Below are 16,233 nucleotides of genomic sequence, written 5' to 3'. Positions count from 1 at the left end.
TCGGAGCTTCGGAGGGGATAGACATGAAATCCGCGATCATCGGCCTCATCGGCACTCTCGCTCTTGGGGGGTGCAACACCACGACATACACCGGCCCGGGGCTGGAGCCCATCCCGGGCAGCATCACCTATACCGGCCAGCCGCGCACCAAGCTCACCAAATCCCCGCCCGGATCGAGCTTCCCGCATGATTTCATCGACCAGTATGGCCAGCAGGTGGAGGAGACCTACATCATCCAGCCTGACCGAAGCCTGATCATCGCGCACCGGCGATACAAGCCGATCCGGTTTTTCCGGGACTAAGTTTCACAGCGCCACTGAGGGAAGTGGAGCGGGTGAAGGGAATCGAACCCTCGTATTCAGCTTGGGAAGCTGCTGCTCTACCATTGAGCTACACCCGCGATGCGCTGAGATTTCCAACAGATGGGGGCCGCTGTCAAGTCGCCGCCCGTCAGGCCGGCGTCAGATGCGGAAATGTTTGGAAAGCTTGAGGCCCTGGGCCTGGTAGTTGGAGCCGAGGCCGGAGCCGTAGAGGCTGGCCGGTTTTTCCTGCATGTGCTCGTAGACCAGGCGGCCAACGATCTGGCCGTCTTCGAGGATGAAGGGCACTTCGTGGCTGCGCACTTCGAGTACGGCGCGGCTGCCGCGCCCGCCTGCCGGCGCATGGCCGAAGCCCGGATCGAAGAAGCCGGCATAGTGGACACGGAATTCGCCGACCAGCGGATCGAAGGGAGTCATTTCGGCGGCATAATCCGGCGGCACATGCACGGCCTCACGCGAGACAAGGATATAGAATTCGTCGGGATCAAGGATCAGCTCGTTGCGGCCGCGGCTATAGAGCGGCTCCCAGAAATCGAAGATGTCGTGCTGATCCTTCTCGTCGACATCGACGACGGCGGTGTGGTGTTTGCCGCGATAGCCGATCAGGCCGTCCTTGTCGCCGGTGAGATCGATCGACAGCGCGATGCCGCCGCCCGACACGTTCGGCTGCTTGCTGGCAACCAGCGTCTCGCTTTCATGCAGCTTCAAAAGTTCCGGCTCCCCGAGCACGGACTGGCCGACGCGGAAGCGGATCTGCGACAGACGCGAGCCGCGGCGCACGACGATCGGGAAGGTGCGCGGGCTGATTTCGAGATAGAGCGGGCCGGAATAACCTGCCGGGATCTTGTCGAATTCCTGGGCGTAGTCGGTGATGACGCGGGTGAATATATCGAGCCTGCCGGTCGAGCTCTTCGGATTGGCCGAGGCCGACATGTCGGCCGGCAGCGCCAGGCTTTCCATCAGCGGCACGATATAGACGCAGCCGGTTTCGAGCACCGCGCCCTGGGACAGGTCGATCACGTGCAGGCTCAGCCGATCGAGCTTGTCCGAGACCAGATGCGAGGGACCGGGCATGAAGGAGGCACGCACACGAAACGCCTTGCTTCCCAAGCGCAGGTCGAGACTTGCCGGCTGGATCTGATCGCGGTCGAGCTCCCGCTCGGAGTTCAGACGCCCCGTTTCGAACAGCGCCGCAATCGCGCGATCCGCCAGAATTCCAGTTTCGCGAGCCATCGTGCCCCATCCATCATTTTGCCGCCGACAAAACCAAACTCGGGGAATTGACGCAAGCCGCCAACAGCAGTATTGCAGAATTATCCCGTGGTGATTTGGCCGGTCGGCTTGCAGCCACGTTAAACAAGTGGCTAAAAAGACCGGGTTATGAAACCGGTCTGCTTTTGCGGCCGGTTTTTTTGTTATGTGAAGGTGATGGCATGAGCAAGACCTGGCGCCCGGCAACCCAACTCGTCCATGGCGGCACGCTGCGTTCGCAATATGGCGAAACGTCGGAAGCAATCTATCTCACCCAGGGTTTCGTCTATGACACGTCGGAAGCGGCCGAAGCCCGCTTCAAGGGCGAAACGGACGGCTTCATCTACGCCCGCTACGGCAGCCCGACGAACGACATGTTCGAAAAGCGCATGTGCGCATTGGAAGGCGCCGAAGATGCCCGCGCCACCGCCTCCGGCATGGCGGCCGTCACTGCCGCCGTCCTCTGCCAGGTCAAGGCAGGCGACCATATCGTCGCCGCCCGCGCCCTGTTCGGCTCCTGCCGCTGGGTCGTAGAAACGCTGGCGCCGAAATACGGCGTCGAGTGCACGCTGGTCGACGGCCGAGATCTCGCCAACTGGGAAAAGGCGATCCGCCCGAACACCAAGGTGTTCTTCCTGGAAAGCCCGACCAATCCGACGCTCGAAGTGGTCGATATTGCAGGCGTCGCCAGGCTCGCCAACCAGGTCGGCGCCAAGCTGATCGTCGACAACGTCTTTGCGACCCCGCTCTTCCAGAAGCCCTTGGAGCTCGGCGCCCATATCGTCGTCTATTCCGCCACCAAGCATATTGACGGCCAGGGCCGCTGTCTCGGCGGCGTGGTGCTCGCCGACAAGGCATGGATCGACGAGAACCTGCACGACTATTTCCGCCATACCGGCCCGGCCATGTCGCCGTTCAATGCCTGGACGCTGCTGAAGGGGATCGAGACGCTGCCGCTGCGCGTGCGCCAGCAGACCGAGAATGCGGCGAAGATCGCCGATTTCCTGGCCGAGCAAGGCAAGGTCGCCAAGGTGATCTATCCCGGCCGCAAGGATCATCCGCAGGCCGACATCATCGCCAAGCAGATGACCGGCGGCTCGACGCTCGTCTGCTTCGAGCTGAAGGGCGGCAAGGAGGCGGCCTTCGCATTGCAGAATGCGCTTGAGATCATCAAGATCTCCAACAATCTCGGCGACAGCAAAAGCCTGATCACACATCCGGCAACGACCACGCACAAGAACCTGACGGAAGAGGCGCGCGCCGAACTCGGCATTTCTCCGGGTACGGTGCGGCTTTCGGCCGGCATCGAGGACACGGACGACCTGATCGAGGATTTCGCGCAGGCGCTTTCCAAGGTATCGGCTTGATCGACTGGAATAGCGGCCGGACTTCAATGTGGAGCCGGCCGCCGATCCGCGGGAACAAGGTCAGCCGCGCCGGCGTTGCGAAGTAAAATTAAGGCTGACGATTAGGCTTAATGATCGAAAACCATATGATCATCACTATTTGACCGCTGATCAACGTTCCGTTTCTTGACGGACCGGGCCTCTTATAAGATACGGGTAACATATCTTGACTATGGTGCAAGGCATGTATCGCGCCCTCACAAGAGATATCGAAGTCGTGGTCGAACCGTTCTATCTGGAGGAGCAATCCGATCCGGAGGACGACCGCTATGTCTGGGGTTACCGGATTGTCATCAGCAACAATTCCGGCGTCGCCGTTCGCCTCATCAACCGCTACTGGAACATCACCGATCAGAACGGACAGGTGGACGAAGTGACCGGCCCCGGCGTCGTCGGCGAGCAGCCGCGGCTCAGCCCGGGCGACACCTACGAATATTCCTCCGGCTGCCCGCTCGACACGCCCTCAGGCCTGATGTTCGGCCACTATCAAATGGAAACGGATGAAGGCGAGCTGTTCGACGTCGACATCCCCGCCTTCTCGCTTGACTCGCCGGGGCTGCTGCGTGTGCTGAATTGAGGGCAAGTTCCTCCCGCTCAAGAGATTGCCGAGACCCGCCCCTCATTCGCCTGCCGGCACCTTCTCCCCGTAAACGGGGCGAAGGGACCATGCCGCGATCGATCTGTCCCCGCCGACCTCTCGCAGGGCACGTCCCCTCGCCCCATTTACGGGGAGAGGGGCAGCTCTCAATGCTAACTGAGCCTATTCCGCCGGCTGAAGCTCGGCTGCTTGGAAGCGGTAGGTGGTCGAGCAGAATTCGCAGGTGACGGATATCTCGCCGTTTTCCTGGCTGGCCTCGATCTCCTCGGCGGTGAAACCCTTCAGCACGTTGCCGATCTTTTCCCGCGAACAGCTGCAGCGGTCGAAGACGGCGCGGGGCTCGAAGACGCGCACGCCGCGCTCGTGGAACAGGCGGAACAAGAGGCGTTCGGTGCCGACCTGCGGATCGGTCAACTCGTCGGCATCGATGGTCTCGACCAGCGAGCGGGCTTCGGTCCAGGCGTCATCCTCGCCATGCGGACGGTCGCCGTTATCGCCGTCGCCGCCGTGGAGATCGGGCTGGCGCATGCGCTCCGGCGCCTCCGGCAGGAACTGGGCAACGAGGCCGCCTGCCCGCCAGCGGTGGCGCGGCTTGCCGGCATCGTCACGGTCGAAGAGTTCGGCCGCAGCCAGGCGCACCCGCGTCGGGATCTGCTCCGACTGGCGGAAATAGACGCCGGCGATCTCCTCGAGCGAGGTGCCGTCGAGCGCGACAATACCCTGATAGGGCTGGGCGAACTTGCCCTGATCGATGGTGAAGGCGAGCACGCCCTTGCCGAGCAGTTGCTCCGGCTCGGTCTCGCCTGAGGCAATCGCCTGGTCGAGCAGCGCCCGATCGAAACGGGCGTAGGCGCGCACGTTCTCCGGCGTCGAGAAATCGGCGACGAGCAGATCGACCGGGCCGTCGCCCTTGGTCTGCACGGTGAACTTGCCGTCGAACTTCAGCGAGGTGCCGAGCAGCACCGTCAGCACGACGACTTCGGCAAGCAGCCGGGCAACGGGCGCGGGATAATGATGGCGCTCGAGGATGGCATCGAGCATGGGGCCGAGCTGGACGGCGCGGCCGCGCACATCCAGACCCTCCACCTGAAAGGGGACGACATGATCATCGCCGGCGAAATCGAACTGGCCGAGGGCGGCTGCAGCTTCTGCCATGGCTTTACTCCTAGTTTCGGGAGCGGCGGCCAAAGTGTCCGGCGCTCGCGCAGTCGGGCCGCAAGCTTATGACTCGCAACATCCGATTATGGTTCAGATCGCGCCCAGGCACCAAGCAAGAATCGATTTCTGCGCATGAAGACGGTTTTCCGCTTCATCGAAGACCACGGATTGCGGGCCGTCGATCACCTCGTCCGTCACTTCCTCACCGCGATGCGCGGGCAGGCAATGCATGAACAATGCATCGCTGCCGGCCTTGGCCATCAAGGCCGCATTGACCTGATAAGGCTGGAAGACGTTGTGACCCCGGGCCCGATGTTCCTGATTCATGGAGACCCAGGTATCGGTCACCACGCAATCGACGCCTTCGACCGCACGGTCGGCATCATGGCAGAGCATGATTTCGGCGCCCTCATTGCGGGCCCAGTTCAGATAGTGATCCTTGGGCTCCGAACCAAGGGGGACGGCCATGTTCATGCGGTAGCCGAAGCGCGCCGCCCCTTCGACCAGCGAATGCAGCACATTGTTGCCGTCGCCGGTCCAGGCGATGGTCTTGCCCTTGATCGGGCCGCGATGCTCCTCGAAGGTCATGATATCGGCCATGATCTGGCAGGGATGGGTATCGTCCGTCAGCGCGTTGATGACAGGCACGGTCGCATGTTCGGCAAGCTCCAGCAGGCGCGAGTGTTCGGTGGTGCGGATCATGATCGCATCGACATAACGCGACAGCACCTTGGCGGTGTCGCCGATCGTCTCGGCGCGGCCGAGCTGCATTTCGGTGCCGGAGAGGAACAGCGTTTCGCCGCCGAGCTGGCGCATGCCCACGTCGAAAGAGACGCGGGTGCGCGTCGACGGCTTCTCGAAGATCATCGCCAGCATCTTGCCGGCGAGCGGCTTGTCGCCCTTGCCGGCCTTGAAGGCCTGCTTGCGGGCGAGCGCGTCGTTCATGATGGTTCTGAGGTCGGCCGATGTGACGGCCGAAAGATCGAGGAAATGTTTAGGAGCCATGTTCTTACCTGTCGTGCGCCCGAAGGCGGCGATCCCTTCAAGCCGTCTTCTTGATCTTGGCGGCGCGGATGCTCTCGGCGGCGCGCTCGAGGCGCACAAGCCCTTCGCGGGCTTCCTCGGCAGTGACCACCAGCGGCGGAAGAAGGCGGATGACGTTGTCGCCGGCCGGCACGCCGAGCAGATGCGCGGCCCGGATCGCCTGCAGCAATTCGGCCGAGGGAACCGCAGCCTTGACGCCGAGAAGAAGCCCTTCGCCTCGGATATCCTCGATCACATCGGGATAACGATCCTTGAGCGAGGCCAGTCCCTGGCGGAAGACGAGCGCGACGTCGCGCACATGCTCAAGGAAGCCATCGGCGAGGATGACGTCGAGCACGGCGCTGCCGACCGCCATGGCCAGCGGATTGCCGCCATAGGTCGAACCATGCGTGCCGGCCTTCATGCCGGAAGCGGCCTCGGCGGTTGCAAGGCAGGCGCCGAGCGGGAAACCGCCGCCGATGCCCTTGGCGACGGCCATGATATCAGGCGTGATGCCGGACCATTCATGGGCAAACAGCTTGCCGGTACGGCCGACGCCCGTCTGCACCTCGTCGAGGATCAGCAGCAGGCCATTTTCGTCGCAGATCCGGCGCAGCGCCTTCATGAATTCGCTGGTGGCGGCACGCACGCCGCCCTCGCCCTGCACCGGCTCGATCAGGATTGCGGCCGTCGCATCGGTAATGGCGGCACGCACGGCATCGATGTCGCCGAACGGCACCTGATCGAAACCCGGCGCCTTGGGGCCGAAACCTTCGAGATATTTCTCCTGGCCGCCGGCGGCGATCGTCGCCAGCGTGCGGCCGTGGAAAGCGCCTTCGAAGGTGATGATATGGAACCTCTCGGGATGGCCCTTGGAAAACTGATAGCGGCGCGCCGTCTTGATGGCGCATTCGAGCGCCTCGGCGCCCGAATTGGTGAAGAACACCTTGTCGGCGAAGGTGGCGTCGGTCAGGCGTTTGGCCAGGCGCTCCTGGCCGGGAATTTCATAGATATTGGAGAGGTGCCAGACCTTGTCGGCCTGCTCCTTCAGCGCCGCGACCACATGCGGGTTGCCGTGGCCGACGGAGGTGACGGCGACCCCGGCGCCGAAATCGAGATAACGCTCGCCGCTCTCGGCGATCAGCCATACGCCCTCGCCTCGCTCGAACCGCAGCGGGGCACGAGAATAGGTGTCGTAAAGCGGCGCGGCTTCAGCCATCGCGGGTCTCCCGTTCAATGTTGTCATGCGCGGATTCCGGCTAACAAAACCAGGTCCGAAAAATCAAAAATGCCGCCTTTCGGCGGCGAGCGGTACTATTTCCTTTTCGCGCTGCAATGTCAACAAAACTGCGGCCTTAGCGTATGCCGCAAGCTTGTACAGGGGCACTTTCGGCCTTCAACAGGCATTATTGCAGAAATGACACGCAGAGGCAGCAAGTTGGGGAAAAACTTGAAATTCGATTCATCCGGATTCCCGCGACTCTTGTCACGGAGTCAGCCTCACACTAGGTTAAAGTTCAATTACTAGACTGCATGCGGCGGAACTAGTCACCAAAATTGATCAAGCGTTTCTTGTTTCGGAGGCTTCCGGGACAACGGTGAGGGATTCTGCCATCACCAACGCAAAAGGTGGAGACAGGGCATGAACTGGACAGACGAGCGGGTCGAGAAACTCAAGAAGCTTTGGGCCGAAGGACTGAGCGCCAGCCAGATTGCTGCGCAGCTTGGCGGGGTCAGCCGAAACGCCGTTATCGGCAAGGTGCACAGGCTCAGCCTTCCCGGCCGCGCCAAGGCCGGCGGCACGGCCACCGCGGCGCGCACGCCGAAGCGCCAGACATCCGCGCCGCGCGCGCCGAACTACGCCTCCCGGATCGCCACCCGCACCGTGACCCGCCAGCAGGGCGCAACCCTGCTGAAGGAAGAGATCGAGATCGATACAGTCGAGGAAATGGAATATGTGCCGAAGGGCAACGTGGTGGTGCCGATTTCCCGCCGCCTCGGCCTGACGGAGCTCACCGAACGCACCTGCAAGTGGCCGGTCGGCGATCCGCTCAAGGAAGATTTCCATTTCTGCGGCTGCGAATCCCCGGACAATTCGCCCTATTGCAGCTATCATCAGAAGCTTGCCTATCAGCCGATCAACGAACGCCGCCGGGCGGCGGCGCGGGTCAGCTGAGCGGACCGGTATAGCCAGACATAAAAAACGGGCCGCCGTTTCTTATTCGAGTGGGAAGTGACCTTTGCGTTTAGCAACCCCCACACTCCGTCATGCCAGGGCTTGACGGAGGAGAGGTGGCGCCGGGACAAGTCGGCTTTGCAGGCGCGATGGAAAGGTGGTGCCGAGACGCATAAGCCTCGCCGGCGCAACGACGCTGGCTCCGCAGCGGCGACGATGGACGACAAGGCGGGCCTCACAAGCCGTACTGCCGTGCGTTTGGCGGGAACGCCAACCCCACACTCCCTCAGCCTTCAGGCCTCCATCGAATAACCGGCGCCGCGGACGGTGCGGATGACGTCCTGCATGTTGGAGAAATTCAGCGCCTTGCGCAGGCGGCCGACATGGACGTCGACGGTGCGTTCGTCGACATAGATGTCGTGGCCCCAGACGCCGTCCAGCAGCTGCGAACGGGAAAAGACCCGGCCCGGCGACGACATCAGGAATTCCAGCAGCCGGAATTCGGTCGGGCCGAGGCGGACTTCGCGGCTCTTGCGGTGGACACGATGGGTTTCGCGGTCGAGCTCGATATCGCCGCATTTCAGCACCGAGGACAGCACCTCGGGACGGGCCCGACGCAGCATCGCCTTGACGCGGGCGACGAGCTCGGGGGTCGAGAAGGGCTTGACGACGTAATCGTCGGCGCCGGTGGACAGTCCGCGCACACGCTCGCTCTCCTCGCCGCGCGCCGTCAGCATGATGATCGGCAGCCGCTCGGTTTCCGGCCGCATGCGCAGGCGCCGGCAGAGTTCGATGCCGGAGACGCCGGGCAGCATCCAGTCGAGGATGAGAAGGTCGGGCGTGCGCTCCTGAAGCCTGATCTCGGCCTCGTCGCCGCGCAGGATGGTATCGACCTCAAAGCCTTCCGCCTCAAGATTATAGCGAAGAAGCACGCTCAGCGCTTCCTCGTCTTCAACAACTGCGACTCTCGGGATCATGCGTGTCCGTCTCCTCGCGCACAAGCGTTAAACCGGGACGATTTAAGCAGGCGTCCTGCGCAAATACAGAAATTGGCTGCGACCTCTTTGCGCGCCCCGAACGGGCGCGCACGCAAGTGACTGGTCCGGGCGGCTGGCCCGGGCGGCTCGTTCGGAACAATTATTCCGTCGCGGCGCCGACGGTGTTGGCACTGTCATCCTTCGGACGATCGCCTTCCGGCTGGGCGCCCGTCGCCATGTAGTAAATCGTCTCGGCGATGTTGGTGGCATGGTCGCCGATGCGCTCGATGTTCTTGGCGCAAAAGAGCAGATGCGTGCAGCTCGTGATGTTGCGCGGATCTTCCATCATGTAGGTCAAGAGCTCGCGGAACAGCGAGGTGTACATCGCGTCGATCTCGTTGTCGCGTTCGCGGATGGCGGTCGCCTTGTCGGCGGCGCGTGTCGTATAGACGTCGAGCACTTCCTTGAGCTGGACGAGCGCCAGCTCGGAGAGGTGCTCGAGGCCGCGGGCGAGCTTGCGCGGCACGCCTGTGCTCTGCACGGCGATGACGCGCTTGGCGGTGTTCTTGCCGAGGTCGCCGACGCGTTCGAGATCGGCGGCGATGCGGATCGAACCCATGATCTCGCGCAGGTCCGAGGCCATCGGCTGACGGCGGGCGATGGTGACGATCGCCTTGTCGCCAATCTCGCGTTCGGTGTGATCGAGGATCACATCGTCGGAAATGACCTTTTGCGCCAGCGCCGTATCGCCGTTGACCAGCGCCCGGACGGATTCCGCGACCATCTGTTCGGCCAGGCCGCCCATTTCGGAAATCCGCCTGGAGAGGAACTTCAGATCATCATCATAGGCGGAATAAATATGTGTCGATGCCATGGGGCTTTGTCCTCGAATAACGGAAAGCTTCGTGTCGCCGGGATCAGCCGAAGCGACCCATGATGTAATCCTGGGTGCGTGGATCGTCGGGGTTGGTGAACATCTTGTCGGTGTCGTTCTCCTCGACGAGGTTGCCGAGGTGGAACATGGCGGTGCGCTGCGAAACACGCGCGGCCTGCTGCATGGAGTGGGTGACGATGACGATCGTGTAGTTCTCGCGCAACTCGTGGATCAGCTCCTCGACCTTGGCGGTGGCAATCGGATCAAGGGCCGAGCAGGGTTCGTCCATCAGGATGACCTCCGGGCTGACGGCGACGGCGCGGGCAATGCACAGGCGCTGCTGCTGACCGCCGGAGAGGCCGGTGCCGGATTCGTGCACGCGGTCCTTGACCTCGTTCCACAGGCCGGCGCGCTGCAGGCTGCTCTCGACGATCTGGTCGAGATCGGCCTTCGACTTGGCGAGACCGTGGATGCGCGGGCCGTAGGAGACGTTTTCGTAGATCGACTTCGGGAACGGGTTCGGCTTCTGGAAAACCATGCCGACGCGGGCGCGAAGTTCGACCACGTCGATATCCGGATCATAGATGTCGTCGCTGTCGAGCGTGATCTTGCCGGTGACGCGGCAGCCTTCGATCGTGTCGTTCATGCGGTTGAGGCTTCGCAGGAAGGTCGACTTGCCGCAGCCCGAGGGGCCGATCAGGGCGGTTACGGTGTTTTCGCGGATGTTCAGGTTCACGTCGAAAAGCGCGCGCTTCTCGCCGTAATATACGGAGACATCCTGTCCAATCATTTTATACGGGACGTTGCTCATCTTCTGATCCAGCGCCTTTTCAACTGCAGCTTCCGTCAGCATGTTCATGATGTTTAACTCCGTTTACCAGCGGCGCTCGAAGCGACGACGCAAGAGGATGGCGCCCATGTTCATGACGATCAGGAACAGGAGCAGGACGATGATGGCACCCGAAGTACGCTCCACGAAGGCACGTTCGGCCTCGTTCGCCCACATATAGACCTGCACGGGCAAGGCCGTCGAGGGCTCGAGCGGTGTCGTGGGCGCATTGGCGACGAAGGCGACCATGCCGATCAAGAGCAGCGGCGCGGTTTCGCCAAGCGCGTGCGCCAGGCCGATGATCGTGCCGGTGAGGATGCCGGGCATGGCAAGCGGCAGGACATGGTGGAACACCATCTGCATCTTCGAGGCGCCGAGGCCGAGCGCTGCGGCGCGGATCGAAGGCGGCACGGCGCGCAGAGCCGCGCGGGTGGCGATGATGATCGTCGGCAGGGTCATCAGCGTCAGCACCAGGCCACCGACCAGCGAAGCCGAGCGCGGCAGGCCGATGAAGTTGATGAAGACGGAAAGGCCGAGCAGACCGTAGACGATCGACGGGACGGCGGCGAGATTGTTGATGTTGACCTCGATCAGGTCCGTCAGCCTGTTCTTCGGCGCAAACTCCTCGAGATAGATCGAGGCGGCGACGCCGATCGGCAGCGACAGAACGAGCACGATCAGCATCAAGTAAAGCGAGCCGATGAGGGCAACGCCGAGGCCGGCGGCCTCCGGGCGGCTGGAATTGCCGTTGACGAAGAGGCCGCTGTTGAATTGCTTCTGGAGAACGCCGCCCGCCTTCATCTGGTTCATCCAGTTGACCTGCTTGTCGTTGACCTTGCGGTTCTTCTCATCGACGGAAAGATCGATCTGGCCCTTGTTGGCACTGTCAATATTGGCATCAGCGAGCAGGGTGACATTGACCGTCTTGCCGATGATCGAGGGATCGGCGACGACCAGATCGCGCAGCTGGATCGGCGCGCTCTTGGAGAGCATGGCGGTTGCATCGCGCACATCCGGACGGCTCGATGCATTGATGTTCAGCTGCTTGACGATCGCGTCGCGCAGCAGAACCGGATAGTTGGCGGCGATCAGCACCGAAGGATCGGTCGCCCGCTTGCCGTTCGGATCGATCGTCTTTTCGGCGAATTCGATCGGCAGGGTGATCGTCGTCTGCTGGAAGGCGGTGTAGCCTTTGCCGATCACCGTCCACAGCAGGACGAAGAGAAAGATGAGGCCGAAGGCAATGGCGGCGATGCCGTAGGCCTGGAACCGGCGCTCGGCGGCATAGCGGCGCTTGATGCCGATGTCACGGCGGGCAGGCGCCTTGGAAACGGTGACACCGACGGCGGGAGAAACAATGTTCGTCATTCGTACTGCTCCCGATATTTGCGCACGATGTAGAGCGCATAGATGTTGAGGCTAAGCGTGATGCAGAACAGCGTGATGCCAAGCGCAAAGGCGACCAGCGTCTGCGGCGAGGTGAACTCGAGGTCGCCTGTCAGCTGATTGACGATCTTGACGGTCACCGTGGTCATCGGCTCGAAGGGGTTGATCTGAATGCGGGCGGCAACACCTGCGGCCAGCACGACGATCATGGTTTCGCCGATGGCGCGCGAGGCGGTCATCAGCAGCGCGCCGACGATGCCGGGAAGTGCCGCCGGCAGGACCACCTTCTTGATGGTTTCGGAGCGTGTGGCGCCGAGACCGAGCGAACCGTCGCGCAGCGCCCGCGGTACGGCGGTGATGATGTCGTCCGACAGCGAGGAAACGTAGGGGATCAGCATGATGCCCATGACGATACCGGCGGTCAGAACGCTCTGTGCCTGGATGAAGTTCGAATAGTTGCCGGAGAGCAGGCCGCTGATCTGCGCGGAGAAATCGCGCAGGAAGGGGCCGACGGTGACGAGGGCGAAGAAGCCGTAGACAATCGTCGGGATGCCGGCGAGCACTTCGAGCAGCGGCTTGGAGACGCCGCGCACCTTCGGCGAGGCGTATTCGGCCATGTAGATGGCGGCGAAGAGACCGACCGGCACGGCTACCAGCATGGCGACCAGGCCGATATAAAGCGTGCCGAGCAGGAGCGGGATCAGGCCGAACTGGCCGAAGGACGAGCTGCCGGCGCCGGCAAAGCGCGGATCCCAGACAGTGCCGAAAAAGAAATCGCCGGCGGGAACGACGGCAAAGAAGCGAACCGCTTCCGACAGCATCGACAGCACGATGCCGACCGTCGTCAGGATGGCGATCGAGGAGGCGAGCAGCAGGCCCCAAAGCATGACGCGCTCGACGCGGTTGCGGGCGCGGAAGCGCGGCGCGATGGCGCGCAGCGCATAAAAGGCGCCGGCAACGGCCAGAATGAAGACGATCGCGGTCATGGCGAGGCGGCTCGTCATGCTCATGGAATTGAGCGTCTTGGCGGCCTCGACCATGTATGGCTGCGGCTGGCCGGCGAGCGGCACGCCCTTTTCGCTGAGCTTGGCCTGCAGGGCGGCCGGATCGTTTGCCACCGCGGCGGCTTCGTCCGATGTCAGCATCGTCAGGCCGCGCGCGACCGTCGCCACCATCGAATAGCTCAGATCCTGTTCGACCGCGGCCTGCGCCTTGACCTCGGCAGGGAAAGTGCCGCGCACCGAGGACTGGATGACGCCGGGGCTGACGGAGAGCCAGACGCAGAGGACGACGAGGGCGGGAAGAACCGTCCAGATCGCGGCATAGGCGCCGTAATAGGCCGGCCGGGAATGCAGTGCGGAGGACCTGCCTCCGGCAAGGGCTGCGGCACGGCCGCGCGCGACCAGATAGGCGACGGCGCCGATCGCCACAAGGCACAGAAGTATGACGGATGTGCTCATTCGTTACGTCCCCAGGCCCGTGGCCCCCAAAAAGCGCGGGCGGCTTCATCAGCCTGCCTTCGGCTTCCAATCATGGAGAAGGAATTCAACCCTGCCGCGGAAAGACCGGGACACAGGGCCATAAACGATGCCGGCGCGGGCTTTGAAGCACCGCGCCGGCAAAGTCATTACATGGACTTACCAGCTTCGACGTCCTTGCGGATCGCGTCGCGCTCGGCATCCGGAGCGGCAACGAGGCCGTATTCGGCCAGCGGGCCGTCAGGGCCGATCATCTGGTCGGATACGAAGAAGCTGACGTATTCCTTCAGGCCCGGAACGGCGCCGAGATGTGCCTTCTTGACATAGAAGAACAGCGGGCGGGAAACCGGGTAGGTGCCGTTGGCGATCGTTTCGGTGGACGGAACGATACCGTTCACGCTGGCGACCTTCAGCTTGTCGGCGTTGTTTTCATAGAAGGAAAGGCCGAATACGCCGACGCCGGTCTTGTTGGCCGCGATGCGTGCGAGGGTTTCCGGATAGTCGCCGTCGATGTCGACCGCAGCGCCGTCCTTGCGGACCGCGACGCAAGCCTTGGTCTGGGCGGCCTTGTCGGAGATTTCCTTGGCGATGACGTCGAGAGCGCCCGAAGCCTTGCAGCCGGCGGCAAGAACGTTCTGTTCGAAGACTTCGCGCGTGCCGTGCTTTTCGCCCGGGATATAGGCGGCGATGTCAACGGCCGGGAGCTTCGGATTGACTTCCGACCACTTCTTGTAGGGGTTGGCGACGAGCTTGCCGTCGACGACGACCTGGGCAGCGAGTGCCTTGTAGATGTCGGCCGGAACGTAAGCGACATCAGGGTTGGACGAGTCGGTTGCGAAGACGATGCCGTCATAACCGATCTTGACTTCCTGGACGTCGGTTACGCCGGCGGCCTTGCAGGCTTCGGCCTCGTTCTTGTTGATCGGACGCGAAGCGTTGGCGATGTCGATGGTGTCTTCGCCGACGCCCTTGCAGAATTCCTTCAGGCCAGCGCCCGTGCCGCCGGATTCGACGACCGGCGTCTTGAAGTTGGTGAAGGTCTCGCCGAAGGATTCGGCAACGATCTTGGCGTAAGGCAGGACGGTGGACGAACCAGCGATCTGGATCTGGTCGCGAGCGACGGCTGCGCCAGCGAAGGCGGCAGTTGCAGCGAGCGCGGCAACGGTGAGCTTGAAGGTGTTCATTAGAAATCTCCCGCATTGGGCTTGTGTGAGTGCGGCCTGAGAGGCCCTCGCAGTGCCTTTTTTCATCGGCGGGACTCTCTTAACGCTGTAAGCACCGTCCTTTTATGTCAAACCCGTGAAACATTTGTGACAGGTTAAATCGCTGTTTTACAACGATAAAATTTATGGATCCCACCTGAACGTGTCGACGGATGGCAAAGTTTGGATCGCGGTTCGACCATGCATTGTAAGTTTACAACACGTGATCCGGCGGTTGCGGAAAGGCATCCTGTCTCCGTCCCACCCTCGACAGGGCACGTCCCCTCTCCCGTCATTGCGGGGAGAGGGGACCACGAGAGATTGCGCCTTAGAAGCGCACCGTAAAATCGGTGCCTTTGCCAACCTCGGACTTGACGATCAGCCGGGCGCGGTGGCGGGTGAGGATATGTTTGACGATGGCAAGGCCAAGGCCGGTGCCTTTCTTCGAGCGGCTGTCCTCGATGCTGACGCGATAGAAGCGTTCCGTCAGACGCGGCACGTGCTCGGCCGGGATGCCCGGCCCCTTGTCGACGATGCTGACCTCCACGGGGCCACCGGCGCCGTTCTTCAGCCAGACATCGACGATCTTGCCTTCCTGGCCATATTTGCAGGCATTCTCCATCAGGTTCTCGAAGACCTGGACAAGCTCGTCACGGTCTCCCAGCACCTCCACCTTGCCGTCGGGCAGATGCAGGTCGATCTCGACGCCGACATCCCTGGCGAGCGGCACCAGCGAGTCGCGGACATGGCCGAGCAGCGGCACCAGGTCGACCTTCTCATCCGGCGCGAGGTGCGATTTCAGCTCCAGGCGGGAGAGCGACAGCAGGTCATCGACCAGCCGGCTCATGCGGGTGGTCTGATCGAGCATGATGCCCAGAAACTGCGCCTGCGCCTTCTGGTCGTTCTTCGCCGGGCCCTGGATCGTCTCGATGAAGCCGCGCAGCGAGGCAAGCGGCGTGCGCAGCTCGTGGCTGGCATTGGCGACGAAATCCGATCGCATGCGGTCGATGCGGCGGACCTCCGATATATCGCGGAAGGACAGGATGAAAAACCGCTCCCGCTCTCCGTCGGCCTGGAACTCGACGGGCGCGCTGCGGACGATATAGACGCGCTCGGACGGCAGCCGCTCGGCATGCTCGATCTGGTTCGGCGCATTGGTGGCGATGGTTTCGCGCACCATGTCGAGCACGCCGGGCGAGCGCAGCCGGGCCGATATATGGGCGCCGAGCGCCACCTCGCCGAAGGCCTTTTCGGCGGCGCGGTTCTGGAACAGCACCGAGGCGTCGTGCGACAGCACCATGGCGGGAATATCGAGCCCGGCAAGCGTGGCAGCAACATCAGGCAGGCGGCTTGGCGGCGCTTGCGGCTCCGCCTCCATCGGCTCGACGGGTTCCGCCTTGAGGACTGGCGCCTCGTTGAACAGCGCGGTCAAGATCATGACGAGCAGGAGAACGAGCACGACCCATTTGTTCATCCCGGCGGCAAGGGCGGCGAGCGCGCTGAGGATGGCTGCGAGCAGCACCGGCCGTTCGCGCCGGATGCGCGCCAGCAGGCT

At 62.7% G+C, this 16,233-nt stretch carries 15 protein-coding genes, 1 tRNA gene and 1 riboswitch; of the genes, 4 read left to right on the top strand and 12 right to left on the bottom strand.

The annotated features are described in order from the left end of the window. The first annotated feature begins 23 nt into the window (after positions 1-23). A complete protein-coding gene (locus tag HJB91_RS06245) occupies positions 24-302 on the top strand; it encodes a hypothetical protein (RefSeq protein WP_210629321.1) in 279 nt (92 codons plus the stop codon). A 24-nt stretch (positions 303-326) separates the two neighbouring features. Here the strand turns inward: HJB91_RS06245 and HJB91_RS06240 are convergent. Beyond that, positions 327-400 (bottom strand) — tRNA-Gly (locus HJB91_RS06240). A 61-nt stretch (positions 401-461) separates the two neighbouring features. Next, positions 462-1,553 carry a 2'-deoxycytidine 5'-triphosphate deaminase gene (locus HJB91_RS06235; protein WP_020920313.1) on the bottom strand — a complete coding sequence of 364 codons (1,092 nt, stop codon included), beginning with the start codon at positions 1,551-1,553 and terminating at the stop codon, positions 462-464. A gap of 77 nt (positions 1,554-1,630) precedes the next feature. Further along, a riboswitch (SAM riboswitch) is annotated at positions 1,631-1,709 on the top strand. A 44-nt stretch (positions 1,710-1,753) separates the two neighbouring features. Here HJB91_RS06235 and HJB91_RS06230 point away from each other — a divergent pair. Together HJB91_RS06230 and apaG are read left to right on the top strand one after the other, a co-directional pair. Next, positions 1,754-2,938, top strand: a complete 1,185-nt coding sequence (locus tag HJB91_RS06230; protein WP_221145887.1) for an O-succinylhomoserine sulfhydrylase — start codon at positions 1,754-1,756, stop codon at positions 2,936-2,938. Between the two features lie 223 nt (positions 2,939-3,161). Continuing rightward, on the top strand, positions 3,162-3,554 hold the full coding sequence (apaG, locus tag HJB91_RS06225; RefSeq protein WP_009988717.1) for a Co2+/Mg2+ efflux protein ApaG: 393 nt from the start codon (positions 3,162-3,164) through the stop codon (positions 3,552-3,554). A gap of 183 nt (positions 3,555-3,737) precedes the next feature. Here the strand turns inward: apaG and HJB91_RS06220 are convergent, their stop codons facing one another. The 3 genes from HJB91_RS06220 to HJB91_RS06210 form a co-directional block, all read right to left on the bottom strand. After that, entirely contained in the window at positions 3,738-4,730 is a 993-nt protein-coding gene (locus HJB91_RS06220; protein ID WP_221102936.1) for an Hsp33 family molecular chaperone, read from the bottom strand. Between the two features lie 93 nt (positions 4,731-4,823). After that, on the bottom strand, positions 4,824-5,738 hold the full coding sequence (gene argF / locus HJB91_RS06215; RefSeq protein ID WP_210629324.1) for an ornithine carbamoyltransferase: 915 nt from the start codon (positions 5,736-5,738) through the stop codon (positions 4,824-4,826). A 37-nt stretch (positions 5,739-5,775) separates the two neighbouring features. Next, on the bottom strand, positions 5,776-6,975 hold the full coding sequence (locus HJB91_RS06210) for an aspartate aminotransferase family protein (protein ID WP_210629325.1): 1,200 nt from the start codon (positions 6,973-6,975) through the stop codon (positions 5,776-5,778). Between the two features lie 423 nt (positions 6,976-7,398). On the opposite strand from HJB91_RS06210, the gene HJB91_RS06205 reads away from it, so the two are divergent. Then, complete coding sequence (locus tag HJB91_RS06205) at positions 7,399-7,932, top strand: GcrA family cell cycle regulator (RefSeq protein ID WP_210629326.1); 534 nt, start codon at positions 7,399-7,401, stop codon at positions 7,930-7,932. Positions 7,933-8,225: 293 nt separating this feature from the next. Here HJB91_RS06205 and phoB read toward each other — a convergent pair whose 3' ends face one another. From phoB to phoR, 7 genes are all read right to left on the bottom strand, one after another. Next, positions 8,226-8,909: a phosphate regulon transcriptional regulator PhoB gene (gene phoB / locus HJB91_RS06200; RefSeq protein ID WP_004672768.1), complete on the bottom strand. Its 684-nt coding sequence runs from the start codon at positions 8,907-8,909 to the stop codon at positions 8,226-8,228. A gap of 160 nt (positions 8,910-9,069) precedes the next feature. Further along, positions 9,070-9,783: a phosphate signaling complex protein PhoU gene (gene phoU, locus HJB91_RS06195; RefSeq protein ID WP_096764942.1), complete on the bottom strand. Its 714-nt coding sequence runs from the start codon at positions 9,781-9,783 to the stop codon at positions 9,070-9,072. Between the two features lie 43 nt (positions 9,784-9,826). After that, complete coding sequence (gene pstB / locus HJB91_RS06190) at positions 9,827-10,642, bottom strand: phosphate ABC transporter ATP-binding protein PstB (RefSeq protein ID WP_085776826.1); 816 nt, start codon at positions 10,640-10,642, stop codon at positions 9,827-9,829. Between the two features lie 15 nt (positions 10,643-10,657). Next, positions 10,658-11,980, bottom strand: coding sequence for a phosphate ABC transporter permease PstA (gene pstA, locus HJB91_RS06185; RefSeq protein ID WP_210629327.1), 1,323 nt, complete (start codon positions 11,978-11,980; stop codon positions 10,658-10,660). Then, positions 11,977-13,458, bottom strand: coding sequence for a phosphate ABC transporter permease subunit PstC (gene pstC, locus HJB91_RS06180; protein WP_210629328.1), 1,482 nt, complete (start codon positions 13,456-13,458; stop codon positions 11,977-11,979). The genes pstA and pstC overlap by 4 nt, the downstream gene beginning before the upstream one ends. Before the next feature lie 167 nt (positions 13,459-13,625). Continuing rightward, positions 13,626-14,660 carry a substrate-binding domain-containing protein gene (locus HJB91_RS06175; RefSeq protein WP_210629329.1) on the bottom strand — a complete coding sequence of 345 codons (1,035 nt, stop codon included), beginning with the start codon at positions 14,658-14,660 and terminating at the stop codon, positions 13,626-13,628. A gap of 346 nt (positions 14,661-15,006) precedes the next feature. Further along, the gene (phoR, locus tag HJB91_RS06170) at positions 15,007-16,227 is read right to left on the bottom strand and encodes a phosphate regulon sensor histidine kinase PhoR (RefSeq protein ID WP_221122750.1); all 1,221 of its coding nucleotides are present in this window, start codon (positions 16,225-16,227) and stop codon (positions 15,007-15,009) included. Positions 16,228-16,233: the final 6 nt, after the last annotated feature.

The sequence above is a fragment of the Rhizobium sp. NLR10b genome, assembly GCF_019685435.1.
Taxonomy (GTDB): Bacteria; Pseudomonadota; Alphaproteobacteria; order Rhizobiales; family Rhizobiaceae; genus Rhizobium.
The sequence above is the reverse complement of the archived record's forward strand: the minus strand, read 5'-3'. Positions and strand labels throughout refer to the sequence as shown.